The organism is Solibacillus sp. FSL K6-4121, from assembly GCF_038002585.1.
Taxonomy (GTDB): Bacteria; Bacillota; Bacilli; order Bacillales_A; family Planococcaceae; genus Solibacillus; species Solibacillus faecavium.
In genome coordinates this window covers 1,508,015-1,534,198 of record NZ_JBBOCS010000002.1, presented here as the reverse complement: position 1 = coordinate 1,534,198, position 26,184 = coordinate 1,508,015, and the positions used below count along the sequence as shown (strand labels likewise).

The following is a 26,184-nucleotide window of genomic DNA, read 5'->3' as shown; positions in this document are numbered from 1 at the left end:
CTAAGGGGGGTAACAGTTTTGTCGAAAGATCGTGAATTTTTATGGCGCCGCTTACACTCGTTATTAGGTGTAGTTCCTGTCGGGTTGTTCTTGGTGTTCCACTTGTCTTTGAACTTCACTGCAGTTGGTGGTGAAGAGGTTTACAATAACGCAACAGGTATGATGGAATTAGTTCCGCACTCGTTATTGTTAGCAATGGAATGGATTATTATTTATATTCCATTAATGTTCCACGGATTCTATGGTGTGTTTATTGCATTTACATCTACACACAATACGGGCCGTTTCAGCACATTCCGTAACTGGATGTTTGCTTTACAACGTTTCACAGGAATCTTCCTTGTAATCTTCATTGCATGGCACATTTTCCAAACGCGTGTTCAAAAAGCATTTGGCGCTGAAGTTAACTTTGATATGATGGTAGAAATCGTAGATAACCCATTAATGTTGGCATTCTATATTGTTGGTATCGTATCAGCAGCATTCCACTTAGCGAACGGTCTATGGTCATTCTTAGTGAGCTGGGGTATTACACAGTCTAAAAAATCTCAACAGATTACAACTTATGTTACGTTATTATTCTTCGTAATTTTAGCAATCATAGGTGTTGCAGCTATCATTTCATTCGCTGTTTAGTTTAACTTGACCACTAATATACAGTTATTAAGACAGTTCAGATGAATTATGAGTAAAAGTAATTAGCAATTGATGAGGAGTGAGAAATAATCATGGCAAAGAGTAAAGTAATCGTCGTTGGTGGCGGTTTAGCAGGCTTAATGGCTACGATTAAAGCAGCTGAAGTTGGTACTGCAGTTGAATTATTCTCGTTAGTTCCAGTAAAACGTTCACACTCTGTATGTGCACAAGGCGGAATTAACGGAGCAGTAAATACAAAAGGTGAAGGGGATTCTCCATGGATCCACTTTGACGATACAGTTTACGGTGGAGACTTCTTAGCGAACCAACCACCAGTTAAGGGTATGTGTGATGCAGCCCCTGGAATTATCCACTTAATGGACCGTATGGGTGTAATGTTCAACCGTACGCCAGAAGGTTTACTTGATTTCCGTCGTTTCGGCGGTACGTTAATGCACCGTACAGCATTCTCAGGTGCTACAACAGGTCAACAATTATTATACGCACTAGATGAGCAAGTTCGTGCACAAGAAGTTGCTGGTTTAGTTACAAAATATGAGCACTGGGAATTCCTTGGTGCTGTGCTTGATGATGAAGGCGTTTGCCGTGGTATCGTAGCACAAGATCTAAAAAGCGAAGAAATCCGTTCATTCCGTGGTGATGCAGTTATTATGGCTACTGGTGGACCTGGTATTATCTTCGGTAAAACAACGAACTCTGTTATTAACACAGGTTCTGCTGCATCGATTGTTTATCAACAAGGTGCAACATATTCAAATGGTGAGATGATTCAAATTCACCCAACTGCAATTCCTGGCGATGACAAAAACCGTCTAATGTCAGAATCTGCTCGTGGTGAAGGTGGACGTGTTTGGACTTATAAAGACGGTAAGCCATGGTACTTCCTAGAAGAAAAATACCCTGCTTACGGTAACTTAGTACCACGTGATATCGCAACACGTGAGATTTTTGATGTGTGTGTAAATCAAAAACTGGGTATTAATGGCGAAAACATGGTATACTTAGACCTATCCCACAAAGATCCACATGAATTAGATATTAAATTAGGTGGTATCATTGAAATCTACGAGAAATTCGTAGGGGATGACCCACGTAAATTACCGATGAAAATCTTCCCGGCAGTTCACTATTCAATGGGTGGATTATGGGTCGACTATGACCAAATGACTGAAATCCCTGGATTATTTGCTGCGGGTGAATGTGATTACTCACAACACGGTGCAAACCGTTTAGGTGCTAACTCACTATTATCAGCAATTTACGGTGGTATGGTTGCGGGACCAAATGCTGTGAAGTACATTAAAGGACTTCAAAAGCATGCTGAAGATTTACCAGAAGAAATCTACACTCGCCGCGTACAAGAAGAAACAGAAAAATGGGAAGCTATCTTAAACATGGATGGTACAGAAAACGCTTACTTACTTCATAAAGAGCTAGGTGAGTGGATGACTGACAACATGACTGTTGTACGTGTGAACGCAAAATTAGAAGAAACTTATGCGAAATTAACTGAGCTACAAGAGCGTTGGGAAAACATCAACATTAACGACACTCAAAAATGGTCGAATCAAGGTGCCCACTTCACTCGTCAGTTAAAGAACATGCTATATTTAGCTAAAGTTATGACTAAGGGTGCATTATTACGTAACGAATCTCGTGGTGCTCACTATAAGCCAGAATTCCCAGAACGTGATGATGAAAACTTCTTAAAAACAACTATGGCGAAGTTCGACCCTGCAACGGGCGAACCAATTATTTCTTATGCAGAAGTAGACGTTTCGTTAATTCCACCACGTAAACGCGACTACTCAGCGTAGAAAGGGGAACTAAAAAATGGAAACAGTAAATACTGAAAGAACAGTTAAGTTAGAAATCGTTCGTCAAGATAGTGAGAACGGTGCTACACGCGTTGAAAAGTTTGAAGTTCCTTACCGTCCAGGTATGAACGTTATCTCTGCGCTAATGCATATTCAAAAATACCCTGTTACTGCTGACGGTCAAAAAACGACACCGGTAACTTGGGATATGAACTGTTTAGAAGAAGTTTGTGGTGCATGTTCAATGGTTATTAACGGACGTCCACAACAATCTTGTTCAGCATTAGTAGATAAATTAACTCAACCAATTCGCCTAGAGCCAATGAAAACTTTCCCAGTTGTACGTGACTTACAAGTAGACCGTGAGCGCATGTTCAATGCACTTAAGAAAGTTAAAGCATGGGTACCAATCGATGGAACTTATGATTTAGGTGAAGGTCCACGTATGCCTGAGCGTAAACGTCAATGGGCATATGAGCTATCTAAATGTATGACTTGTGGTGTTTGTATGGAAGCATGTCCAAACGTGTCTGAAAAAGCTTCATTCATGGGTCCAGCACCATTATCACAAGTTCGTTTATTCAACACTCACCCAACTGGTGCAATGAATAAAGACGAGCGTTTAGCAGCAATTATGGGCGACGGTGGTCTTGCAAACTGTGGTAACTCTCAAAACTGTGTAGCTGCTTGTCCAAAAGGAATTCCTTTAACAACATCTATCGCTGCACTTAACCGTGCAACAACAGTTCAAATGTTCAAGAACTTCTTCGGTTCTGACCATATGGTTGACTAATCTAATAGATTTAAAAGACTCCCGCTTTGGTGGGAGTCTTTTTTTTACTTCTGTATGAATAACTCCTTTTATCGTGCTCTCGTATTTAAAAGAAATTACAAATTATGCTATAATGAATGCATATTCATTATCAGGGGATGATGATTTATTTAAAAAGGGGGATGTTTTTATGCGAGCTACATATATTCAAGATGTGAAAGAGTGGATGGCTGGATTTTCTTTTTCGACAAAAGTACGTGTCCGCTTTTCGGAAACAGACATGTATGGTCATGTAAATAATACAAAAGTGTTTGCATATTTAGAGTATGCAAGAATTGAGTACTTTAAAGCAATGGGTTTTAATTTCATAGAAGGATCAGATGATACAAGTATGTTTGTAGTAGCAGATATTCAATGTGATTATTTGAAGGAAGTGTTTTTTGATGAGGAATTGACAATTTTCGTTAAAACGGCATCAATCGGAACATCATCACTTGATTTGCATTATATGGTGACGAATAAAAAAGATGAAATATGCTACACAGCACGTGGAACGCTTGTACAATTGAATCATAATACGGGGAAAGGTGTCCCTTTATTAGAGGACCAAAAAAAATTATTGCTCGGGAAATAGTTAAATGCCCTCACCTGCTTTGTATATTCGACATAATGTACAAGGAAGAAGATAGGAGGGTGTTGCAAAATGAATCGTCCGCAGCATCGTTCGCTGTTAACAAAAAGAGAACGCGAAATTTTTGAGCTTTTAATAAAGGACTATTCAACTCGGGAAATCTCGGCAAAGTTAGGTATTAGTGAGAAAACTGTTCGAAATCATATTTCCAATACGATTCAAAAGCTGGGTGTATCAAGTCGTACTCAAGCAATTCTGGAGCTGTTAAGACTTCAAGAATTGTCAATATACTGATTGAAGACTTGCTATTTCACAAAAAAAACTTCAAAATAGAACTATGAAACGCATCGAGGAGTGAATGGAGTAGATGAAAGATCACAGCACACATAGCTCTGAATCTGTAGCAATCCTAGAAAAAGAATTAAGATATATTTCACACTTAATTAAACAAAAAGGTCGCGAAATACTAAGCAATTATACAATTACCCCACCGCAGTTTATTGCATTGCAATGGTTGCATGAATCTGGTGATATGACGATTGGTGACTTGTCGACGAAGATGTATTTAGCTTTTTCGACAACGACGGATTTAGTAGACCGGATGGAAAAAAATGAATTGGTACAACGTGTGCGTGACGAAAATGACCGCCGTGTTGTACGTATTCATCTTTTATCCGAAGGCGAGCGAATTATTCAAGAAGTGATTCTTAAGCGTCAAGATTATTTACGGGATATTACAGAGGAATTTAACGAAGAAGAATTCGAGCAATTATCACGAACTTTACAAAAACTACATTTATTAATGAAATAGGATAGAGGCGGTACAAGTGAATGCCCCAATTGGTGTAATCGATTCTGGAGTTGGCGGTTTAACAGTGGCAAAAGCGATTATGGAGCTATTGCCAAATGAAACAATATACTATATAGGTGATACGGCGCGCTGTCCATATGGACCTCGCACGAAACAAGAGGTACGTAATTTTACATGGCAAATGGCAAAAGTACTTGAAAAGAAAAATGTGAAAATGCTTGTCATAGCATGTAATACTGCGACAGCCGTTGCATTGGAAAGTTTACAAAAGCATATGCCATTTCCTGTTCTAGGTGTAATTAATGCTGGGGCACGAGCTGCAATAAAAAAGACAAAGCGTAATGAAGTAGTAGTACTCGCAACAGAAGGCACGGTTAAAAGTGGCGCTTATGAACAGGCGGTAAAATCGTTAGCAACAAAAGCAACGATTATTCCACTCGCCTGTCCGACATTTGTTCCTCTTGTTGAAAGTGGCGAGTATGAAGGTCAGTTTTCATATGATCTTGTCGCAAAAGGATTAAAGCCATTGGAAGATGAGCGATTTGATACAGTCATTTTAGGCTGTACACATTATCCTATTTTACAAAAACAAATTGAAGCAGCAGTTGGTCCACATGTTCATGTTTTGTCATCTGCTGAAGAAACTGCCAAAGATGTCGAAGCAATTTTAAGCTATAAAGGGCAGTTGCGTACAGATGTGGAACCACCAAAACATATATTATATGCTTCCGGTTCTGTTCCGATTTTCCGTTCCATTGCAGAACGTTGGTTGGAGAATGATGAACTGGATATACGCAAAATTACATTTGAAAAGTAATTAAAGGTTCAGATTAGGCATTTTGTCTAATTTGGGCCTTTTTCCTTCTATGTCTTGCGTTTACACTTTTGACCGTTCTGAAAGTGTGTTAAGATTAGTGCGCGAACAAATTGAGGAGGTCAAGAATGACTAGACATGACTTACGAGCTGTGAATGAATTACGTCCAGTTCAAATTGAAAATAATTATTTAATGCATCCGGAAGGCTCGGTACTAATTACGGTTGGACAAACGAAAGTAATTTGTACAGCTACGATAGAAGAAAGAGTACCAGGTTTTTTACGTGGACAAGGTAAAGGCTGGATTACGGCTGAATATTCAATGTTACCACGCGCTACAGAGCAACGCACACGCCGTGAAAGCTCTGCAGGGAAGGTAAGTGGTCGCACAATGGAAATTCAACGCTTAATCGGCCGTGCATTGCGCGCTGTTGTAGACTTAGAGGCATTAGGCGAAAAAACAGTTTGGATTGACTGTGATGTTATTCAAGCCGATGGTGGAACTCGTACAGCTTCGATTACTGGAGCATTTGTAGCGATGACACAAGCGATAGCCAAATTAGATGCTGAAAAACCATTCGCAAAATTCCCTGTGACTGATTACTTAGCTGCTACAAGTGTAGGGAAACTAGCTGAAATTGGTGCAGTATTGGATCTAAACTACATTGAGGACTCAGCAGCCCAAGTCGATATGAATATTATCATGACAGGTGCTGGCGAATTTGTTGAATTACAAGGTACAGGAGAGGAATCGACATTTACTCGTTCAGAGTTGAATGAACTGCTTGATTTAGGCGAATCAGGAATCTCAGAATTGATTATTATTCAAAAAAATACTTTAGGTGAAATCGCACAACTGATTGGGAAGGTGGAACCAAAATGAAACAGGTAGTCATTGCAACGAAAAATAAAGGTAAAGCAAAAGACTTTGAAGCGCTCTTTGAACCATTCGGCTATAAGGTTGTTACAATGTTTGATGTAGCACCAGATGTGGAAATTGAAGAAACAGGAACAACATTTGAAGAAAATGCGATTTTAAAGGCGGAGACATTAGCCAACCTATTAGGTCAAATTGTGATTGCAGATGACAGCGGTTTAGCTATTGATGCATTAAATGGTGAACCGGGTGTCTATTCTGCACGCTATGCTGGAGACCATGACGATGAGGCGAACATGGTAAAAGTACTGGAAAACATGAAAGATGTACCGGAAGATGAGCGTACAGCTCGTTTTTGCTGTGCGTTGGCGATTGCAGGTCCTAATTTAGAAACGAAGACGGTATTTGGAACATGTGAAGGTGTGATTGCGCATGAGAAGAAGGGAACTAACGGTTTTGGTTATGACCCGATTTTTTATGTACCTGCCTTAGAAAAGCATATGGCTGAACTTTCAGCCGAAGAAAAAGGCGCTATATCACACCGTGGTAATGCGATTCGCAAGCTTGCTTTACAGTTAGCTGAATTTCTTAAATAAGTAGTACTTTTCTTGTATTGTAAACAACTGTTAATAGAATTGTGCAATAACGATTGAATTTTTGATTCATTCCTGTCACAATATGTATATAAATGGAAAGGATGTGGTTACGAAATGAAGCTATTGATAATGAGTGATACACATGGTGACGAGGATATCATTGAACGTGTAAAGGGCTACCATCCAGACGCATATAAAATAATCCATTGTGGTGATAGCGAATTACCGTATACCCATCCATCGATGCAAGAAATCGAGCGTGTGAAAGGCAACTGTGACCATGATCCGAATTATTTAGAGGAGATTCTATTCCAAGTAAATGGAGACCGTGTGTATGTGACACATGGACATTTATATGATGTGAAAAACTCTCCGATGAAGTTAGTCTATCGGGCTCAGGAAGTTGGTGCCCAAATAGTGTGCTTCGGTCATTCACATGTGTTAGCCGCGGAGTATATAGAAGATACTTTGTTTATTAATCCAGGTAGCTTATTAAAGCCCCGGGGCATTAAAGAAAAATCTTTTGTTACTCTAACAATTACTCCTACCCATTTTACTTTAGATTGCTATGATGATAATAATAATTTAATCGATAAAATGTTTTTTGAACGTTAGATTGAAGAAGCGAAGTCCACTTTTTATCAAGGGGGCTTCACTTTTTTATAGTCGCCACTGGAAAGTGAATTTTATTTTAGTTGAATAATAATTTTTATAAAATTGATTGTTGACTTTCTAGTTAATGTACCATATAATAAAAATTGTCTTTAATACCAATTACGTTATTAAAGCAGTTGTCTCCATAGCTCAGCTGGATAGAGCACACGCCTTCTAAGCGTGCGGTCGTAGGTTCGAATCCTACTGGGGACGTATATAATTTGTGGTTTAGACCACGTAAAATTAACCTTCTAACTTAATGTTAGGAGGTTTTTTTGTGTTTACAAAAAGAAGGTACGAATGATCGTTTAAAACGTACTTAATCAAAATCTTTAAAGAAGAACAACAAACATTATTTAATCGATTTTATGTTTATATCACTCCAAAAGCATTATCTAATCTATTTGCTATAGCTGAAATGTCTTCATCAACTAATATGAATGTGAAAGCATCTCTAATCCTTACATAACTTTCAACAGCTTGTTCTAGGTCCTCGTCTTCTTCAAGTATCTCTTCTAACTCTTCACTAATATCATAACTATTAGAAATTTGATCATAAATACAGTCTTCTACTTCACTATCAATGCCCATTTCTGTAAAATATTCAGCCATTTGTTTCATTAAAAAGTCTAATTTTTTATCAGAATAAAAATTATATAAATTGCCATCACGCATCTCAATATATAAATATTTGAAACTATATTCACTCCAAAGTTCATTCTGATTAAGCAATATGAAAAAAAAACGTTCCTCTTCCGTATCATTTCTATGATATAGTTCATCAGAATTTATCTCGTACCTATTAATTCCTTTTAGAAGAATTCTTTTGTTGTCTAGTACCATAACACTCATTTAATAATCATCCTTTTTACATTGATTTATAAATTATGAGTATTCTAACCTTAAAAGGTTTTTTTTATTCGTTTCATAAATTAACATATGTCGAATATGACGGATTAAATACTTAATAATTATAGAGCACTTATTATAGATGATTAACGCTTTTCGCCTTGGTATAACATTCAATTCGTTTTTCCAACTTATTTCGCGATTTATTGAATTGTGCCACGTTATAGAAAAGGGAAGTTAATTATATTTTCCGTTAAATGGAATATAATTGATTAGAAGGTTTGGCTAATACGAATAAGTTAGATAAAACTTTGAACAAGAGCCGCTAAAAACAGCTAATGTATTAAGAGGAGGGATACAAAATGAAAATTGCTTTAATCGGTGACAGTTTAACTGAAGGTCGTCCAGGGGTTCCCTTTCATACGATATTAGAAGATAAATTTCCAAATATCACTTTTGTTAATCTTGGTAAACCAGGGGAAACAGTGAAAAGTTTATATACGCGCCTTTTAGAAAAAAAGTTAGAGGATAATTATGATCTTTCTTTCCTATGGATTGGGGTAAATGATGTCTATTCAAAACTGCTTAGCGTTCAAGCGCAGCCGATTGCGAAAGATTATGATGAATTTCAGACTTACTATGAGAAAGTCTTAGAGCTAGTTATAGAATCGTCAAATAATGTCGTAACAGTTACCCCGACTATAGTTGGTGAAAATACTAATAATGCTCCCAATAATGAAATTAAAGAATTGAATCACCTTATCCAATCCATTGCACATAAACAGACAAATGTTGGTTTTCTAGATGTCCAAACAGCTTTCCTGAATCATCTTTCAGCAGTGAATAGCTCGAATTACATCAGCACAAAAGTATTGAGTGTTATGACCGACGTTCTTTTTTATAAGAAACCTTCAAAAATTGATAAAAAATCCAAAAAACGAGGGCTACATCTTACGTTAGATGGTATACACCTTAATAGTACTGGGGCACAACTTGTTGCAGACATATATACGACTGAAATAGAGCGCTTGCTTTACAGTGATTAAAATTTTGTCGAAATGTGTAATTTTTTACGGAAAATAAATAATCAGTACTTGCAATTAAATTAGTAAATATATTAATATATAAACAGGAACAATAAATTTAATAAATGCAAGACAAGGTGGAGTCGTAGTCAGCTACGGCACCGCCTTGTCTTTTTTGCATTTGAAAGGGGAAATTTATGTTTATTTTACAAATTGTTATTATTTTATTTGCTACAAAATTGGCAGGGCACTTAGCTGCTAGGTTAGGCCAACCATCAGTATTGGGAAAAATAATTGTTGGTATCATTCTAGGGCCGGCATTACTTGGATGGATCCACGATACAGAATTATTAACGGTATTTAGTCAAATTGGAGTTTTATTATTAATGTTTTTGGCAGGACTTGAAACAGATCTTCAGGAAATGAATAAAAATAAAAAGGCAGCGATATTTGTTGCATTAGGCGGTATTATTTTACCGATTATTTTAGGTTACGCGGGAGCCCAATACTACGGAATGTCTGTAGGAGAATCTATTTTTATTGGACTATTGCTTTCTGCTACATCTGTAAGTATATCTGTTCAAGCAATGCGTGAACTAGGTTGGTTAAATAGTAAAGAAGGTTCAACGTTACTGGGCGCTGCTGTATTGGATGATATAGTAGTCGTAATTTTAATTGCCATTGCAATGAGTTTCTTTGCAGGTTCGGATACGAATATTGGATTATTAATAGGGAAAAAAATACTGTTCTTTGTAATTTTAATCGTACTTGCAAAATGGTTTATTCCACATTTTATCCGTACATTTAAGAAATTTAGAGTTACAGAATCAATATTGAGTGCAGGTTTGATTATTTGCTTTGGTTTATCGTACTTTGCAGAATTTTTAGGTATAGCGGGAATTATCGGTGCATTCTTTGCCGGAATTGCCATTGCACAAACAGAATTTAGAAAAGAAATTGAGCACAAAGTTGAACCAATCGCGTATGGAATTTTTGTACCGTTCTTCTTTGTAAGTATCGGATTAGCGGTTTCATTTGATGGAATTGGAAATCAAATTGGGTTTATAGTCGTATTTTCAATTATTGCAGTTGTTTCCAAATTTGTTGGTTCAGGATTAGGTGCCAAACTAGCTGGTTTCAATACGAAATCATCGATGGGTGTTGGTGCAGGAATGGTTTCCCGAGGTGAGGTTGCACTTATATTAGCTGCAATGGGACTTGAAGGTGGATTATTACCAGCAAATTATTATACTTCCGTTATTATCGTCATTATTGTAACGACAATTGTTACTCCGCCTTTACTAAAAGCAATTTTTGGAAAGAGAATTGTCATAGAGTAAGAAGAGGCCAGGACATAATTAGGCCGTGCCCGTGAGTAATCAAAACGAAAAACAATTATCCTACAAAATACAATTTTTCTCTCCGGAGAAAAATTGTATTTTTTTTACACACCTAGATTAAAAAGATCAGAAATAAAAATGAATTAATACTAACTCGCATAGTATGTTAAAAACATTAGAAGAAAGGTGGGAGGTATGTATTATCCACAAATGAAGTATCAGCCATTACCTACTTCACGGGAAATGACAGTTTCGGGTAATGGGGAAATAACGCTTCAACCAGATTATGCGCAAATTCAAACTGAAGTGCGTACAGAAGGAGATAATGTCAGTTCTGCTCAACATGAAAATGCGATTATTATGAATCGGGTTATTGAATCGCTCTTGAATTTAAATATTCGGAGAGATGAAATGCAAACGTCAGCTTATAATATATTTCCAACCTATGACTATATTGATGGAAAACAAGTATTAAGAGGCTATGAAGTTCAAAATGCAATTACTGTAAAAATAGTGAATATTAATCAAGTTGGTACGGTTATCGATACAGCGACACGAAATGGGGCGAACCATGTATCGGGCATACAATTTAAAATAGAGCACGTAGATACTTACTATCGTCAGGCACTTCAGTATGCCCTGATTGACGCGTTAGGTAAAGCAAAATCAATGGCTGAAACGATGCATGCAACTTTAGAACCGTTACCTATAGAAATAATTGAAGAGACAAATACTGCTACTCCTATTCCATACAAAATGCTTCAACTAAGTAACCAACAGGCTGTTACACCGATTGAACCAGGTTTGATAACAGTAACAGCTACTGTAAAAGTCAAATTTCAGTATTAGCGCAGTAAGTTAGATATTCTAATTTTAAATTCCGTTTTCTATCAAATAAAAAATAGAAATGAACCAAACTGTTAAGGACTTTTTCAGTTTGGTTTTTATTTTGTATTGCTTATTCTTTCATGTAAAAGCATGATTGGATCCTTTGTATACATAAAGTAACAATGATAAAAAGTGAAATAAAGAAGGTGCGTATTGAAAAAGAGTATACAAATTGCAGGTACATTTGTCAGTTTGGTAGTCGGTGCAGGTTTTGCTTCTGGACAGGAGATTATGCAGTACTTTACAAGCTTTGGACTAGTAAGTGTGTTTGGTTGTATTGTTGCTGCGGTCATTTTTGCTTTCTTAGGCATGACACTTGCGCAGATCGGATCGGACTTGCAGACGACTTCCCATAAGGAGGGCATTCATTACATTGGCGGTCGTGCTTTTGGTCCGGTGCTGGATGTATTAATTTCTATTGTATTATTTGGGATTGCGATTGTTATGTTCGCGGGTGCAGGAGCTACATTTAATCAAATGTATAATATGGAGCCGTCATTTGGAAGTATGTTAATGACTCTCGCAGTAGTTTTTACACTTTTACTAAATGCGAATAGCATTATCAATATGATTGCGGCATTAATGCCATACTTACTGGGCGTTATTTTTATTCTTTTGATTTATTCTTTATTTACAATCGATTACTCAATAAGCGAGCTGAATATTATAGCAAAAAAACAACCATCTGCAAGCTCTCATTGGCTAACGAGCGCGGTATTGTATGTTTCATATAATATTGCTGCAGGGGCGGCTATGCTTATTTTAATGGGAGGAACGACAAAAGATAGAAAAGCAGCAAGAATGGGTGGTGCTTTAGGAGGGGGAGTACTTGGCTTATTAATATTGCTCATTAATTTAGCTCTTTTTGCGAAAATGGATATTGTGGCAGGCGTGGATATGCCAACGCTTGAGCTAGCAAAACAAATTCATCCAACAGTAGGGAATCTTATGTCCATCGTTTTACTAGCAATGATATACAGTACAGCGGTAGGCACACTATATATACTGGCAGTAAGAATTGTAAAGAAAGAAAATCTCATGATGAAAATCATTGTGATACTGCTTAGTTTAGTAGGTTTTGCAGCTAGCCTCATAGGCTTTACAACATTAGTCGGTAAACTGTATACCATTATGGGCTACCTCGGGATGGTGTTAATAGTGGCTATTGTATTGGCGCAAATACGTATTTTACGTACCAACAAGAGAAAAATATAAAAACTAAAATGCTGAATTCCTCAGCTAGGTAAATTTAACTCTTAAATTGCTGCTTCAAGGCGGGCAATGATTGCTCGAATTGATTCGATTTCTTGACGGATTTTATCCATCATATCCGACAGTGCGGCAAATACGTTATTCAATTGTATATTTTGTATAGCTTCATAGCTGTTAAGAATTCCGTTGTTTCGAATATCATCAAATCGTGTTGCTAAACTTCCATTCCATGTCATTGTTGTTAATTCAGGTTTTGTCATAAGGTGCTTATTGTTGGAAAATTCATTTTGCTTTCCTGTTAATTGACTATTGCATGTTTCCAAACGGTTTAAATGACTTTGCTTTTTATTCAACTCAGAATACCAATATCCTAACGACATTTCGTCACCTCATAATCTATTAGTTTTTGCGGATTAGCTTTTAAAATTAACTATTTTAGTTAATTTTAAGTTCTAAAATATGACTCCAATTCGAACTATACCTCATTAATATATCACAATTAAAAAATCTTAAACTGATATAGTTTGCTTATTTTATTAATTTAAAATTAGTATAAAACTCCTTTTTTACTCAAATCTTGTTGACCTTGTTATTTTTTGGTTTATAAAATTAAAATACGGGTATTAAATTGCAGGATATATTTTACAATTTATACCTAAATAAACAAGAAAAAGGAGAGAAATTTATGTCAGGAATTATTCGTGTAACCCCAGCTGAGTTAGAAGCAATGTCCAATCGTTATGGAACTGAAAGTGCACAGGTTGAAGAACAAATTTCACGATTAGATAATATGATTCAAGAATTACAGTCTATGTGGGAAGGTGAATCAAGTCGCGCCTTTGCAGATCAATACACGACTTTACGTCCATCAATTCAAGATATGCAACGACTTTTACAGGATGTTTCTGTACAACTGAAAAATACTGCACATGCTCTTGCAGATGCAGATCGTCAAATTGCAGGGCAAATTCGCAGTTAAGTTTCATCTAGAATTAAGATTTAAAGAGCGTCGTATTCAGATGAAGGCGCTCTTTTCATTTGCTGGACAGTTTTGTATTTGTTCCCTATAAAACGACTTTCACTTTGAATTAGTCAACCTTAATTTGATTGAATGAGGTGAATATAAAATGTACATAGAGGTATCTATAGACTTAAAAAACTATAGTGAGGAGTGTTTTGATTTACGTCTGTCAAATTCCTATTCAGTCAAAGAGTTGGTCAATATTGTTTGGCAGGCAAAGTCAATAACATATCCTCCAAAGGAAGGTTATTGGATTCGAATTGTAAATAAACAAACCGTATTATCCGGAAATGACCTATTGGCAAATAGTGGTGTTACTACAGGTGATCGACTAGAAATCTTGTAAGGAGTCAAGCAGATGTCAAAAAAGAAACTATCCTATTTAGAAAAGCAATTAGAGGCTACCCTCAAGTTTGAACAAGATGAGATCACAATTATTTTTCAAAAAGAAAAAATAAAACTAGCAAATGAAATAGAAATTGCACTATTACAAGAACATAACCCTTTCATAAATAAAAGTATCACTTTAACAGATGATGAATTAATCTTCACCTATAAAAAAGAATCAAATTATATGAATTTTGGAGAATTGCGGAAATTAAAAGAACTAAGTCGCTGGATGTTTGCTTCACAAGTTTTAAAAGTGCAAAGCCGCCATTCATTTAACCGGCTCCACCTTATTGTATGCCCGGAAAATGTATTAATCGATGAAAGCTTAATGCCATATTTTCTACATTACGGGGTGAAGGAAAGTATTCCTCCCTATGAAAAAGAAAGTAACCGAATTTGGAATGAAACGAAAGCGCTTATTGCTGCTGCAATTGATCCTAAATATACATTCGAACAATATATTCAGTTCTCTCAATCTATTGAACTTAGTCCCATCGCTGAAAAGGTAATGAGTGCAAAGGATGAAAATGAACTAAATGATACGATAAAAAAACAAATAACTCTACTGAAAAATGAAGAAAAAAAGCTAGTAACAGTTTCAAAAACAAAATGGAGCTGGGTACGTTACGGTATTGCAGGTCTTTTATTGGCACTTATACCTCTAGGAGCATATACAGGATATTCGGCACTAGTGCTTCAACCTCGTCAAGAAGCTTTTGTGGAGGTTCAGAATTCCTATCTTCAAGGAGATTATAGTGAAGTAATTAATAAACTGACAAATTATGATATTGAGCATATGCCTAAAGTTATACAGTATGAGTTATCGCTTGCTTATATCGTAAATGAAACATTGACCGAAGAGCAGAAAGAAAATGTCTTAAAGACAATAACGTTGCAGACAGATCCAAATTATTTTAAATATTGGATTTATATTGGCCGTGGACAGGCAGAGGAAGCTTTAGCCTTAGCCCGACAACTCGAGGATTTGGATTTAATAATGCTAGCTTTACTGCATTATGAGGAAACTGTAAAAGGAAACCTCGATCTGGAAAATGAAGAACGAGAGCAGTTACTAGATAAAATTCAAACTGAAAAAGAGGAAGTAACGGAACAGCTTGAACAATTAAAAGAAGAACTTGAAATAGAGGAAGCAAGTTCTAGTAATAAAGATTCAAACAAAAATGAGGAAATAAAGTCTGAAAAACCAAGCACCAACAAACCAACCGCAGAGGAAAATAAGGAAGACACTGCGGGTTCTACAGATACAGAAAGCGCGGATAATTCTACAGAAGAATAATTGAATTTAATAAAGTTATTCCAGCACTAATCTATTTAGTAGTAAAAGTCCCTATTAGAAGGTGATTTAATGAGTACGCTTTTGTTTTTTTATGATAACTATTACCAAGCGATACAACTGGATCAGTTGAAAAGTAAAACCGTTACAGTTGGTCCCGATTCATCGCATACAGTGACGATTCAAAACTTACCATTTACAAATGGCTCACTACTGATTACCGAAGATTCCTTTGGCTTTACAGTAAAACAGCATGAAAAACTGCTTGGCAAAGTAAATCCGAAGCAATTTTTTGAATGGCAAGATGAAAACAGCAATAAAAAATTGAAAATCATTCTCTTTTTAGCCGTAACAAACAGCAATACTTATTTCATTGGAAATAGACAGGAAATTCTGTTTTCAACTAAGTTTGAAGAAGCAGATATTTTCTGGGAAGAAAATTACGGAAATACGCAGTCGTTCTCACTAATAAGAGCGGAGAAAAAATGGCTCCTCGAAATATCGAATGAGAATCACCTATATATAAATGGTCAAAGAAAGTTTGCAAGTAAGGAAATACAAATTGGGGATATTATATTCACACCTTTTTTGATTATTCGACTTTTGGAAGAGGACGTACTCGAAATTAGCAGTTTTGAAAACTTCGATTCAACGCTTTCCAATATTATCGAACCTGCTTCAGAAATGAAAAAAAAGTATCCAATTTATAGAAGGACTCCAAGGATGGTATATGAGCTTCCGAGTGAAAAAGTAACACTTTCTTTTCCTTCGCAAGAAAATGATCCTTCAGGTAGAGGGTTGTGGATAATAATTTTACCGCCGCTTGTAATGTTGATTGTTATGGGAATTGTAGCCGTTATTCAACCTCGTGGAATTTTTATTCTAATTACGATGGTTATGTTCGTTATGACATTAATTACATCATCAGTGCAATATTTTAAAGATCGCAGCAACGAAAAAAGAAAAAAAGAAAAGCGAATCCGTGTGTACACAGCTTATCTTGAGAACAAACGCCATGAACTTCAGGAGCTGGCAGATAAACAGAAGTTCACAATGGAATTTCACTTTCCTACGTTTGAACGGATGAAGTATTTAACAAATCAAATATCCGATCGAATTTGGGAACGATCTGTAGAAAGTGAGGATTTTCTTCAGTTTCGATTAGGAACTGGTATTGTTCCGTCGAGCTTTTCCATTTCATTAAATTCAAATGATATGGCCAATCGCGAAATGGATAATTTAATCGAGCAGTCTCAGAAACTTGAAAAAGTGTATAAAGAAATCGCTGATATGCCAGTTATCGCAAATTTAGCGAAAGGACCGATTGGATTAATTGGTAAGGATCGAGTAGTAAAAAAGGAAATACAACAGCTAATTGGTCAACTCGCCTTTTTTCATAGTTATCATGATCTCCGTTTTATTTTTATTTTTGATGAAGAAGATTATGCTCAGTTTGAATGGATGAAGTGGTTGCCGCATTTTAATATACCTAATATGTATGCAAGGGGACTCATTTATAACGAAAAAACGAGGGATCAGCTGCTTTCCTCCATTTATGAAATGGTTCGTGATCGTGATCTGAAAGAAGAAAAAGAGCAAATTCAATTTACTCCACATTTGGTGTTTATTGTTACAAATCAACAGCTCATCTCAGACCACGTCATTTTAGAGTACTTGGAAGGCGACCATACTCATTTAAATATTTCTGTCATAACTGCAACTGATGCAAAGGAAAGCTTATCTGACAACATATACACACTCGTCCGGTACTTAAATGATACGGAGGGCGATATTTTAATTCAGAACAAAAAAGCGGTAAATATACCGTTTACATTAGATAGTCACCAAAAGGAAAACAATGAACGCTTTTCACGGATGTTACGTACCTTAAATCATCAAACGGGTATGACAAACTCCATACCAGATAGTGTAACATTCCTTGAAATGATGAGTGTAAGAGAAGTAGAAGAATTAAATATCGCACATAAATGGATGGAGAATAAATCTTCCCAATCTTTAGCTGTACCAATTGGGCTTAAAGGCAAAGATGATCTTGTTTACCTGAATCTGCATGAAAAAGCTCATGGACCCCATGGTTTACTTGCTGGTACTACGGGTTCAGGGAAAAGTGAATTTTTACAATCGTACATTTTATCATTATCCGTTCATTTCCACCCGCATGAAGTAGCATTTTTACTAATTGACTATAAAGGCGGGGGAATGGCACAACCGTTTAAAAAATTACCGCATCTTTTAGGGACGATAACAAATATAGAGGGAAGTGTAAACTTTACAAATCGTGCGCTTGCTTCCATTCGAAGTGAATTAAAACGCCGTCAGCTTCTGTTTGACCGTTATAATGTAACGCATATTAACGATTACACGGATTTATACAAACAACAACTCGCAGAAGAGCCGCTACCTCATTTATTTTTAATCTCTGATGAGTTTGCGGAATTAAAAAATGAAGAGCCTGACTTTATTCGCGAACTAGTTAGTGCAGCCCGGATCGGAAGAAGCTTAGGGGTTCACCTTATATTAGCTACTCAAAAGCCAGGTGGCGTTATCGATGATCAAATCTGGAGTAATGCACGCTTTAAAATAGCCTTAAAAGTTCAGGATGCGACGGACAGTAAAGAAATACTTAAAAATACGGATGCTGCATCAATCACTGTTACAGGTAGAGGTTATTTACAAGTGGGAAATAATGAAGTGTATGATTTGTTCCAGTCGGCCTGGAGTGGAGCACCTTATCTTTCAGAACATTCTGGTGGTGAAGACGAAATAGCTATTGTAACCGATTTGGGGCTCATTCCTTTATCGAATATAGCAGCGAAGGAAAATAAGCAGAAGTCGATTTCCGAAATTGAAGCGGTTGTTTCGAAAATTGAAGAAACACAAAATATATTAGGCGTCAAAAAGCTTAGAAGTCCATGGTTATCACCGCTTGAAGATAGAATTTATAATAATACCTACAATTCGGAGGAGCGATATCAAATTGCGATCGCTTTAGTCGATGAACCGGAAAAACAAAAACAAACGCCTTATTACTATCAAGTGATGGAAGATGGAAATATCGGTATATTCGGTTCAAGCGGTTATGGTAAATCTACGACAGTGCTTACGTTACTATTAACTATCGCACAGAACTATAGTCCCGAAGAAGTGCATTATTATTTAATGGACTTTGGGAATGGATCATTGCTTCCATTAAAACAACTTCCTCATACTGCGGATTTCTTCTTAATGGAAGAAAAGCGGAAAATGGAAAAGTTTATGAGAATGATCCGGGAAGAGATTATCCGGAGAAAACAGCTATTGCAACAGTTGGAAGTTGGTAACATTAAATTATATAACAGTGTTGCAGAGAAAAAGCTTCCGTTAATTTTTGTTGCTGTAGAAAATTTTGACTTTATAAAAGATGAAATGCCCGATTTCGAAACAAATTTCAATCAATTTGTAAGGGATGGACAATCATTAGGAATTTATATGATTTTTACTGCGACTCGTATATCAGCGATTCGCCAAGCAGTAATGAACAACTTAAAAACGAAAATAGTTCATTACTTAATGGACCACAGTGAGGCGTATTCAGTCCTGGGTAAAACAAATCTAGCTCCTGAAACAATTCCTGGAAGAGCCATCATAAAGAAGGATGAAGTACATTTCTCTCAAATATTCCTGCCGGCTAATGGGGCAAATGATTTTGAAATGCTTGAAGCAGTAAAAGAAACAGTTAAATCATTAAAGGCCAAGTACCACGAGTATGCTGCGCCACAGCCTATTCCAATGCTTCCTAATGATTTAACATTAACGAAGTTTTCTGAGTATGTCCGTCTGGAAGGGCAACCACAATTTCTACCAATTGGATTGGACGAAGAATTTGTTCAACCTGTCGCAATTAATCTATTAACAAATAAGCACTGCTTAATAATCGGACAAGCGCAAAAAGGAAAAACAAATGTATTAAAGCTACTTATAACGACCGCTCTACAAAAGGGATTAGGACACATTGCTGTATATGATTCTTTCGACAGAGGCTTGGCTACGTTAACAGAGAATGAGTTGGTGACACAACTAGAAGGAAAGGATCAAGTTGAGCAATGGTTGAGCGCAATTGAAGAAGAACTAGCGGCGCGCGAAATGACCTACACTAATACAAATTTCAGTGATCGATCAGAACTCAATTTTGAGCCAATATTATTTGTAATAGATGACTTTGCACGATTCAACGCAGCTATGGATACTAGATTACAAGAACATATTGTAAAACTGATGAAGAATGCTAGTTATTTAGGATTTAACGTTATCGTTACAGGCAATGCGTCAGATATTTTGAAAGGCTATGATTCGCTGTCGGCTGAGGTTAAACAAATTAGACAAGCAGTCTTATTAATGAAGAAGTCCGATCAAACATTGTTCACACTTCCTTATGATCGTAAAGAAGAAGAGATTCAGGCAGGGTTTGGTTATTACGTTTTAAATAACAAAGAAATCAAAATACAACTCCCACTATGTGATGTTGAAAGGAAGATATACTCATGACGTCTCAAAAGAGGTTAATGTTAAAAATTGCAATCGTCATGATTTTGATTATCGGAGCCCCGATTCTATATTTCTTTGCAATAGGCGAAAATCCGTTATTTGATGAATCAAATGGAACGAAAAATATCGCTGTTGTAAATGAAGATACAGGTGCAGAAAAGGAAGAAAATGCACTGGAATTCGGAAAAGAGGTAGCAACAGTTCTCACGACAGACTCTGACTTCAACTGGTCTGTTGTGAGTCGTAGTGCTGCTGAAAAAGGGTTGGCGGGTCAAGATTACGATGCAATCGTCTATATTCCATCAAATTTTTCGAAAAATATAATGACATATGAGGAACAACAACCAGTTAAGGCTGAATTTAAATATACAGTTGGCGGTCAATTAAATGCAGCAAATCGTGAGAAAGTTTTACGTGAAATTGATAAAGCGACTGCACGTGTCAACGGGAAAATCGCTACTCTTTACTGGAGTTATGTATCTCAAGATTTAGAGAAGGTCCGTAATGAGTTTGATACGATTTTGCAAAAGGAAATAGAATTTTTAAATACAATATCGGAATTTTACCGTCCAAATTTAGCGAGCGTAGTAGGGGATATTGAAAGTCAAAAACAAATGCTAGAAAATCTAGCTTCAACTGTAAGTGGGACTCCAATCGATGGAAGTATTCAGGAAGCTGGAGAATTTGAAGTGCTATTATCCCAATTTGTATCTTATGTAAATGACTACAAAGAATATCATACGACCCAACAACAGCTATTACAGCCACTACAGCAGGAAAGTTTGCTTTCAGTAGTCTTTATGAAAAATGATCAGGAACCTCGATATAATGAAACAAAAAATTATTTGATTGATCACAACGATAGCATTAATGAGAACGTCCAAATGCTTGAAGAACAACTGGCAAAAAATAAGGAGAGTGTAAACAACTTAACTAGCCAGGTCGTTAAACAGAGAGAGGAAATTATCGACCTTTTAAATCAAGTGGAAGGCGAATTACTTGTTCAATATGAAAATCAATTAATTACGTTAAAAGATCAGCTAAATACTAGTTCACCTAGTCAAGTACAACCAATACAGGCTAGAAAAAGTGGAGAAGTAAAAAACAATACGCGCCAATTTATCGCATCCTCTAAAATTGCAGCATTAGATTCTGAAAGAGATAAATTAATAAGCTTAATTCAAAATATTAATTCAGTGAAAGAAGAAGTAGTCATTGCTTCGGGAAATACATCTGAAATAAATGATGAAAATTCTAATAAAGAAATTCTAGCTGTAAATGATCAACTTTCACAGCTGTCTTCTCAGATTGCTGTAATTGAATCAAATATTAATCAAATTCAACAGCAAGAAAGACAACTGCAAGAGGAGTTAATCGAGTCTCAAGAATCTCAGGAAGACGCCAAAGAAGATGAGCTGAAGCCTGAAATAAATGAATTCACAATTGTAGAAGAAGTAAAGCGGAAAGAATCTGAAATTATGAATTCACCATTGATGAATGGGGCGAAAAAGGAAAGGCTAAAAAGTGTTTTCTCTAAAACTATTGATAGTAACAATACAGCAATGCTCATGGAATATTACGGGGCATTAGCGCAATACGAAACCATTTTAAAGACAAACTTAAGTGTAAATAACCTTTTAGTTATGAACAATGAAGGTTCAAGCATTCTAAATGAATTACAACAAGGGGTTCCGGATTCCCAGGAACAGTTAGTAAGTTTAGAGGAAGATGTTAAATCTTTCTTTACAGAGTATACGGCAAAAGTTGACTCTGACTATGAGGCAATTTCATCACAAATACAGGCTGTTGAGACAAGTGCTAACAATATGCAGAAAAGCTTGGATTCATTTATATCGGGTTCCACAGTATTTTCAGTACCACCTGCAGACGGCAGTGCATTAGTTTCAAATCAACATAGTATTATTCAAAACTTAACAGCAATGAGTAACTCAATGAACAGCATTATGGATAATCAAGATAACATCATGCTCGTTACAAATGATTTATATGCAAAAGCAGCTAATGTAAACGCAGATACAAATGAACTAAATAATAAGTGGAATGATAACGTTAGTACAACAGAAAAATACCGAAATGATATTCATAACGTATTAAATAATGCGTTTGTGGATGGACAAAGAAATGGGCATATATATGATCATTTATCAACTCCGCTTACATCTACTAGCTTAAATGCAACGGTAGAAGAGAATAAAGTACCGCCAGTCATCGTCCTTGTCATTGTATTAATTAGTAGTTTATTAATCGGCTACTTCTGCTACTATTTCAACAATAACAAACCGGGCGTACGTATCGCGTTATTCTCTTTATTAAACTTAATCGTCGGGTTGATTATAAGTATTTACGGCATGGAAATTTATTCTCTAAATGAAACAGGAACAATCGAGTGGACGATTTTCACTATTTTATTATTAGCTGCTGTATCGACAATTATTTTTGCAAGCTTCTCGATTGGACCTTTAATCGGTTGGTTTGTAAGTGTGGCAGTGATCGCGTTTTTCGTAACACCAATGTTGACATTGTTAGCTTCGAATCTAGATTATGAAGATCCGATGTCAAAAGTTTATTTATCGATTCAATACGGTCCGGAATCATTAATTATCCCTGCAAGTATCGTTCTATTGGTGATTATTGGAGTGTCTGCATTAATACCGTATATCGCAGGGAAAATCAAAAACCGTTCTAATGAACAAGACGAGGAACCTATGTATGAAATGTAAGGTAATAGTTGGTTTCTTTAGTTTATCTCTAATTTGGGGAGCTGGATTCATATTTGAAACCAGCTTCCCGTTGGATTTAAAAGTTGGAATGACTGTCTATGCATCTACCGACCTGTATAAATTGAATCCAAACGAATATAAAGAAAAAGAGTTTAAACATAATAAGGAATACCTTCATAATGAGGCTTTATTAGAGATTCGCAAAAATATTCGAGAAGAGCAAAAAAAACTGGATTTCCTGCCAAAGGATAATAACTCCAATGAAAAAATAAAGGAAGAACTCTTTATTAATAACTTTGAAAACCGTAAAACAATTGCTTACGAATCAACAAAATATCAATTATTCTCAAGCGAATTAAATGCTGCTAAAGAACAAGTTTCAAATGCAAAGCCCATTAACCAAAGTAAAAGTAAAAATTTACGAATTATTTATATTGGTATATTAATAGTAAGTATTTTAGTTGTGCTAATTTGGCTTGTACCTAAAATGGTGCAAAGTGAGAAAAAATAAGAAATGGTAGGAGTAATGTCTAGATTCCATTAGAAAGGAGAGAGTACATTTGTCAAATGAAGTGAAAATCGTCTATGCGGATGTAGAAGAACAGCTATCTGTGATTGAAAATGCAGCTTCATCACTTAAGCCGACTGCAGAACTACCGATTGAAGGAAATACATTAGATGTAGTAACAAAGTTAAACGAGCTCTCTATACAATTAGAGCAAATCTTAACAAGTTACCAGATGGTGCTGCAAAATAATATTCAGACTACAAGAAATTCTGTTCAATATATGAAGGAGCAGGATCAACGTATTTCGACGAATATTAATGGCACCGTTTCTGGTCCGAGGAGGCTAATAGATTAATGAAAATACTAGATTCGAGTAATTTCCACAGTGGTATTTCACGAAATCTAACTATGCTAACAAGACTTGAGACAGAAATGAAAACAGTTGAAACATCCATTCAAGAGCTAATTCAGCTTGAGGAATCATTAAAGGGGCAAGGCGGCAGTGCAATACGAGCATATTACCAGGACTGTCATGTGCCCTTTTTGCAATTTTTCTATTTAGTTAAAGGCAATTTCCAGGATATTCTTACGCAAATGCAGTCAGCACTTGATAGCCTAGAACCTGATCGTAATGGTTATATTCAACAATCATTCCTTGAAAATAATGTGGAGCAAGGTTTGAACAATGCAAAACAAATTACAGAAAGCCTAACAAATGAAACAAATACAATAATAGGTAGCGTTTCAGATATTGTATCGCTTCCGCAATTAAATGATTCCGAAGTTCATAATGAAATTCAGGTAGCAAAAAAGCATCGCGATACAACAGTAGAAGATCTAAATACATTTGACAGTAGCCAAACGTCCGCTCTGACAGCTGTTGAGAGTGACTTTTTAGCAATGAATACATGGATTAAAGATTTGGAAACGATGATAGCGGAAGGCTTAACAGATGTGAATTTTCCTAAAGAGCTTTGGGCACAGTATGCTTCAACGACAGCACTTCTCACGGGGTTAACGAGTAGAACCAATCCACTAGATGGAGTAACAGAAGGGGCACCGGGAGAAAAGACCGGTAATGTCTCATCAGCTGATGAAACAATTATGGGATATAAGGAAGACACAGGTAATTTTAGGAGATTTAATACGGCTTTAAATGGAGCAGTTGAAAGCTTTGGAATGTTTATGGCGGGTAAAAAGGGTGGTTTGAAAATCGAGTTAGTACGTGATACACGTACTGGTGGACCTGCTTACCGTTTACGTGCTAGTAAAGAGGCACTTCACTATTTGAGGGTTACTCCAGATGCAAGAGCGTTAAGAGAGCTAAATTATAAACTACCAAAAGGGGACAAACCATGGAAGCCGCAACACCATCAGCAGCAAGCTAATAACAGTGCAATTTTAAAATTCGGCACACAAAAGAAGGGGCAATCCGGCTGGTCAAAAGTGGGAGAAGCCGCATTAAAGGACCACTCTTCCCTTAAGTACTGGAATGATCAAGCAAGTATAACTGAAAAGGCAAAAACTGTAGGGAAGGCAGCAGCGGCGGGTGCTGGAAAATCATTTAAAGATATTGTAGATGTGAAAGGTATCTTTACTAATGGATTTGCAAAAGGAGTTACAAAAGGATTGGCGCCCATCACGGCCGGATTCAACTATTATGCTAACTATCATAATGCGAAAGATGCCGGGTTATCAGGCGGAGACCTGCATAAGAGTGCCATAAGAGATACAGCGATAGATACAGCAGTCGGCGGTGCGGTTCAGGCTGCCAGTGTTGCATTTTTCACTGCAGCTGTTCCTATTCCCGGTGTTGGGACTGCAATTGGTGTTACAGCTGGTATATTTATCAATGGTTTGTTAAATAAAAAAGATAAAGAAACAGGGGAATCGGCCATGGATAAAATAAAGGGCTGGTTCCGTTAAAAATAGGAGGCTTCACCTCATGTTAAAAAAACTATCAGAAGAAGATTTCGCTGTATTAAGAGGACCGCTGGAATCTGGTAGACAAAGCCCAAATTCATTAGCTACTGTGTTGATATTAGGTATGTTCATACAGGCATTGGTATTTTATCTTACTTATTATATTGCTGGTAAGTACACAATCTATCCAAATTTCGAAAGTATTCAAACATTCCATATATGGTTGACAGCAATTTTAATTTTATTATCCATTGTTTTTGCGATACCAGCTGTTTTTAAAAGAGCGGAGAAGGTACAGTACTTCTTATCTATTATAGTCACTCAAAATTTCACCGTTTTTTTCTACCTATCTGCGCTTTTTTATCTAGGAGAAAGTGATGATGCAACAGTTGAATCTCTAGTTAACTTAACATGGATTACACTTACGATCGGTTTATTATTATTTCTCGCAACGTTTATTCGATTTTATATACTCCTTCAGAAAGGTTATTATCGCAAAGGATCTAAAAGTGATGAAATGCGCGGGAAATTTGAAACGAAATCTTATATCCCTATTGCAATAATCGGCAGTATTAGTCTTGTTTTTATTATCCAATACGTAATGAAAATGGGATCTTCTGATTTCTTTGATACAGTAATGTTTGTTTTTTTACCATTTGGTCTTTTTTACACATTGATTTTCGTCTTGCCCGAACAGCTCGTTATTCTATATTGTAAATTTCGTTTTAAAAGCTTTAATTTTGATATAAGTGGCTATTTGTACACGGAAAGAGTAGCTAAAAATAATAGAAAAGTTAAACATAATTAGGAGGCTAGAT

Annotated in this window: 25 protein-coding genes and 1 tRNA gene; 24 read left to right on the top strand and 2 right to left on the bottom strand. The window is 36.3% G+C overall.

Annotation, left to right across the window (positions count from 1 at the left end):
- The first annotated feature begins 18 nt into the window (after positions 1–18).
- The 11 genes from MHH95_RS17480 (at position 19) to MHH95_RS17430 (ending at position 7,843) form a co-directional block, all read left to right on the top strand.
- Positions 19–636, top strand: a complete 618-nt coding sequence (locus MHH95_RS17480; protein WP_191700498.1) for a succinate dehydrogenase cytochrome b558 subunit — start codon at positions 19–21, stop codon at positions 634–636.
- A 92-nt stretch (positions 637–728) separates the two neighbouring features.
- Positions 729–2,474, top strand: coding sequence for a succinate dehydrogenase flavoprotein subunit (gene sdhA, locus MHH95_RS17475; RefSeq protein ID WP_191700497.1), 1,746 nt, complete (start codon positions 729–731; stop codon positions 2,472–2,474).
- A gap of 16 nt (positions 2,475–2,490) precedes the next feature.
- Complete coding sequence (sdhB, locus tag MHH95_RS17470) at positions 2,491–3,267, top strand: succinate dehydrogenase iron-sulfur subunit (RefSeq protein WP_191700496.1); 777 nt, start codon at positions 2,491–2,493, stop codon at positions 3,265–3,267.
- A gap of 169 nt (positions 3,268–3,436) precedes the next feature.
- The gene (locus MHH95_RS17465; protein WP_191700495.1) at positions 3,437–3,880 is read left to right on the top strand and encodes an acyl-CoA thioesterase; all 444 of its coding nucleotides are present in this window, start codon (positions 3,437–3,439) and stop codon (positions 3,878–3,880) included.
- Between the two features lie 69 nt (positions 3,881–3,949).
- Positions 3,950–4,171 carry a helix-turn-helix domain-containing protein gene (locus tag MHH95_RS17460; RefSeq protein ID WP_191700494.1) on the top strand — a complete coding sequence of 74 codons (222 nt, stop codon included), beginning with the start codon at positions 3,950–3,952 and terminating at the stop codon, positions 4,169–4,171.
- Between the two features lie 73 nt (positions 4,172–4,244).
- Entirely contained in the window at positions 4,245–4,688 is a 444-nt protein-coding gene (locus MHH95_RS17455) for a MarR family winged helix-turn-helix transcriptional regulator (RefSeq protein ID WP_191700493.1), read from the top strand.
- A gap of 16 nt (positions 4,689–4,704) precedes the next feature.
- A complete protein-coding gene (gene racE / locus MHH95_RS17450) occupies positions 4,705–5,505 on the top strand; it encodes a glutamate racemase (protein ID WP_191700492.1) in 801 nt (266 codons plus the stop codon).
- Between the two features lie 125 nt (positions 5,506–5,630).
- The gene (rph, locus tag MHH95_RS17445; RefSeq protein WP_191700491.1) at positions 5,631–6,386 is read left to right on the top strand and encodes a ribonuclease PH; all 756 of its coding nucleotides are present in this window, start codon (positions 5,631–5,633) and stop codon (positions 6,384–6,386) included.
- Positions 6,383–6,976: an XTP/dITP diphosphatase gene (locus MHH95_RS17440; protein ID WP_191700490.1), complete on the top strand. Its 594-nt coding sequence runs from the start codon at positions 6,383–6,385 to the stop codon at positions 6,974–6,976. Before rph ends, MHH95_RS17440 begins: the two co-directional genes overlap by 4 nt.
- 114 nt (positions 6,977–7,090) lie before the next feature.
- On the top strand, positions 7,091–7,591 hold the full coding sequence (locus tag MHH95_RS17435) for a metallophosphoesterase family protein (protein ID WP_191700489.1): 501 nt from the start codon (positions 7,091–7,093) through the stop codon (positions 7,589–7,591).
- 178 nt (positions 7,592–7,769) lie between these two features.
- Positions 7,770–7,843 (top strand) — tRNA-Arg (locus MHH95_RS17430).
- A gap of 159 nt (positions 7,844–8,002) precedes the next feature.
- On the opposite strand, the gene MHH95_RS17425 is transcribed toward MHH95_RS17430, so the two are convergent.
- Positions 8,003–8,482: a DNA polymerase III subunit alpha gene (locus tag MHH95_RS17425; protein ID WP_340728614.1), complete on the bottom strand. Its 480-nt coding sequence runs from the start codon at positions 8,480–8,482 to the stop codon at positions 8,003–8,005.
- Between the two features lie 359 nt (positions 8,483–8,841).
- Between MHH95_RS17425 and MHH95_RS17420 the strand changes: the two genes are divergently transcribed.
- From MHH95_RS17420 to MHH95_RS17405, 4 genes are all read left to right on the top strand, one after another.
- Positions 8,842–9,525: an SGNH/GDSL hydrolase family protein gene (locus tag MHH95_RS17420; protein WP_340728613.1), complete on the top strand. Its 684-nt coding sequence runs from the start codon at positions 8,842–8,844 to the stop codon at positions 9,523–9,525.
- A 176-nt stretch (positions 9,526–9,701) separates the two neighbouring features.
- Positions 9,702–10,844, top strand: a complete 1,143-nt coding sequence (locus MHH95_RS17415) for a cation:proton antiporter (protein ID WP_340728612.1) — start codon at positions 9,702–9,704, stop codon at positions 10,842–10,844.
- 195 nt (positions 10,845–11,039) lie between these two features.
- Positions 11,040–11,693 (top strand): SIMPL domain-containing protein, encoded by a 654-nt coding sequence (locus MHH95_RS17410; RefSeq protein WP_339213366.1) that lies wholly within the window; start codon positions 11,040–11,042, stop codon positions 11,691–11,693.
- A 192-nt stretch (positions 11,694–11,885) separates the two neighbouring features.
- Positions 11,886–12,947 carry a YkvI family membrane protein gene (locus MHH95_RS17405; protein WP_339213363.1) on the top strand — a complete coding sequence of 354 codons (1,062 nt, stop codon included), beginning with the start codon at positions 11,886–11,888 and terminating at the stop codon, positions 12,945–12,947.
- 41 nt (positions 12,948–12,988) lie between these two features.
- Here the strand turns inward: MHH95_RS17405 and MHH95_RS17400 are convergent, their stop codons facing one another.
- Complete coding sequence (locus tag MHH95_RS17400) at positions 12,989–13,324, bottom strand: YwqH-like family protein (RefSeq protein ID WP_339213361.1); 336 nt, start codon at positions 13,322–13,324, stop codon at positions 12,989–12,991.
- Between the two features lie 305 nt (positions 13,325–13,629).
- Here MHH95_RS17400 and MHH95_RS17395 point away from each other — a divergent pair, with 305 nt between their 5' ends.
- From MHH95_RS17395 to MHH95_RS17355, 9 genes are all read left to right on the top strand, one after another.
- Entirely contained in the window at positions 13,630–13,923 is a 294-nt protein-coding gene (locus MHH95_RS17395) for a WXG100 family type VII secretion target (RefSeq protein WP_191700482.1), read from the top strand.
- 148 nt (positions 13,924–14,071) lie between these two features.
- Positions 14,072–14,311 (top strand): EsaB/YukD family protein, encoded by a 240-nt coding sequence (locus tag MHH95_RS17390; protein ID WP_191700481.1) that lies wholly within the window; start codon positions 14,072–14,074, stop codon positions 14,309–14,311.
- 12 nt (positions 14,312–14,323) lie between these two features.
- Positions 14,324–15,652, top strand: coding sequence for a type VII secretion protein EssB (gene essB, locus MHH95_RS17385; RefSeq protein ID WP_339213357.1), 1,329 nt, complete (start codon positions 14,324–14,326; stop codon positions 15,650–15,652).
- 69 nt (positions 15,653–15,721) lie between these two features.
- Positions 15,722–20,194, top strand: a complete 4,473-nt coding sequence (gene essC, locus MHH95_RS17380) for a type VII secretion protein EssC (protein ID WP_340728611.1) — start codon at positions 15,722–15,724, stop codon at positions 20,192–20,194.
- A gap of 17 nt (positions 20,195–20,211) precedes the next feature.
- On the top strand, positions 20,212–22,935 hold the full coding sequence (gene esaA, locus MHH95_RS17375; protein WP_340728610.1) for a type VII secretion protein EsaA: 2,724 nt from the start codon (positions 20,212–20,214) through the stop codon (positions 22,933–22,935).
- 70 nt (positions 22,936–23,005) lie between these two features.
- The gene (gene essA, locus MHH95_RS17370) at positions 23,006–23,446 is read left to right on the top strand and encodes a type VII secretion protein EssA (RefSeq protein ID WP_340728609.1); all 441 of its coding nucleotides are present in this window, start codon (positions 23,006–23,008) and stop codon (positions 23,444–23,446) included.
- 49 nt (positions 23,447–23,495) lie between these two features.
- The gene (locus MHH95_RS17365; protein WP_191700476.1) at positions 23,496–23,798 is read left to right on the top strand and encodes a YwqI/YxiC family protein; all 303 of its coding nucleotides are present in this window, start codon (positions 23,496–23,498) and stop codon (positions 23,796–23,798) included.
- Positions 23,798–25,369: a ribonuclease YeeF family protein gene (locus MHH95_RS17360; protein WP_340728608.1), complete on the top strand. Its 1,572-nt coding sequence runs from the start codon at positions 23,798–23,800 to the stop codon at positions 25,367–25,369. The genes MHH95_RS17365 and MHH95_RS17360 overlap by 1 nt, the downstream gene beginning before the upstream one ends.
- A 19-nt stretch (positions 25,370–25,388) precedes the next feature.
- Positions 25,389–26,174, top strand: a complete 786-nt coding sequence (locus MHH95_RS17355) for an ABC transporter ATPase (protein WP_340728607.1) — start codon at positions 25,389–25,391, stop codon at positions 26,172–26,174.
- The last annotated feature ends 10 nt before the right edge of the window (positions 26,175–26,184 follow it).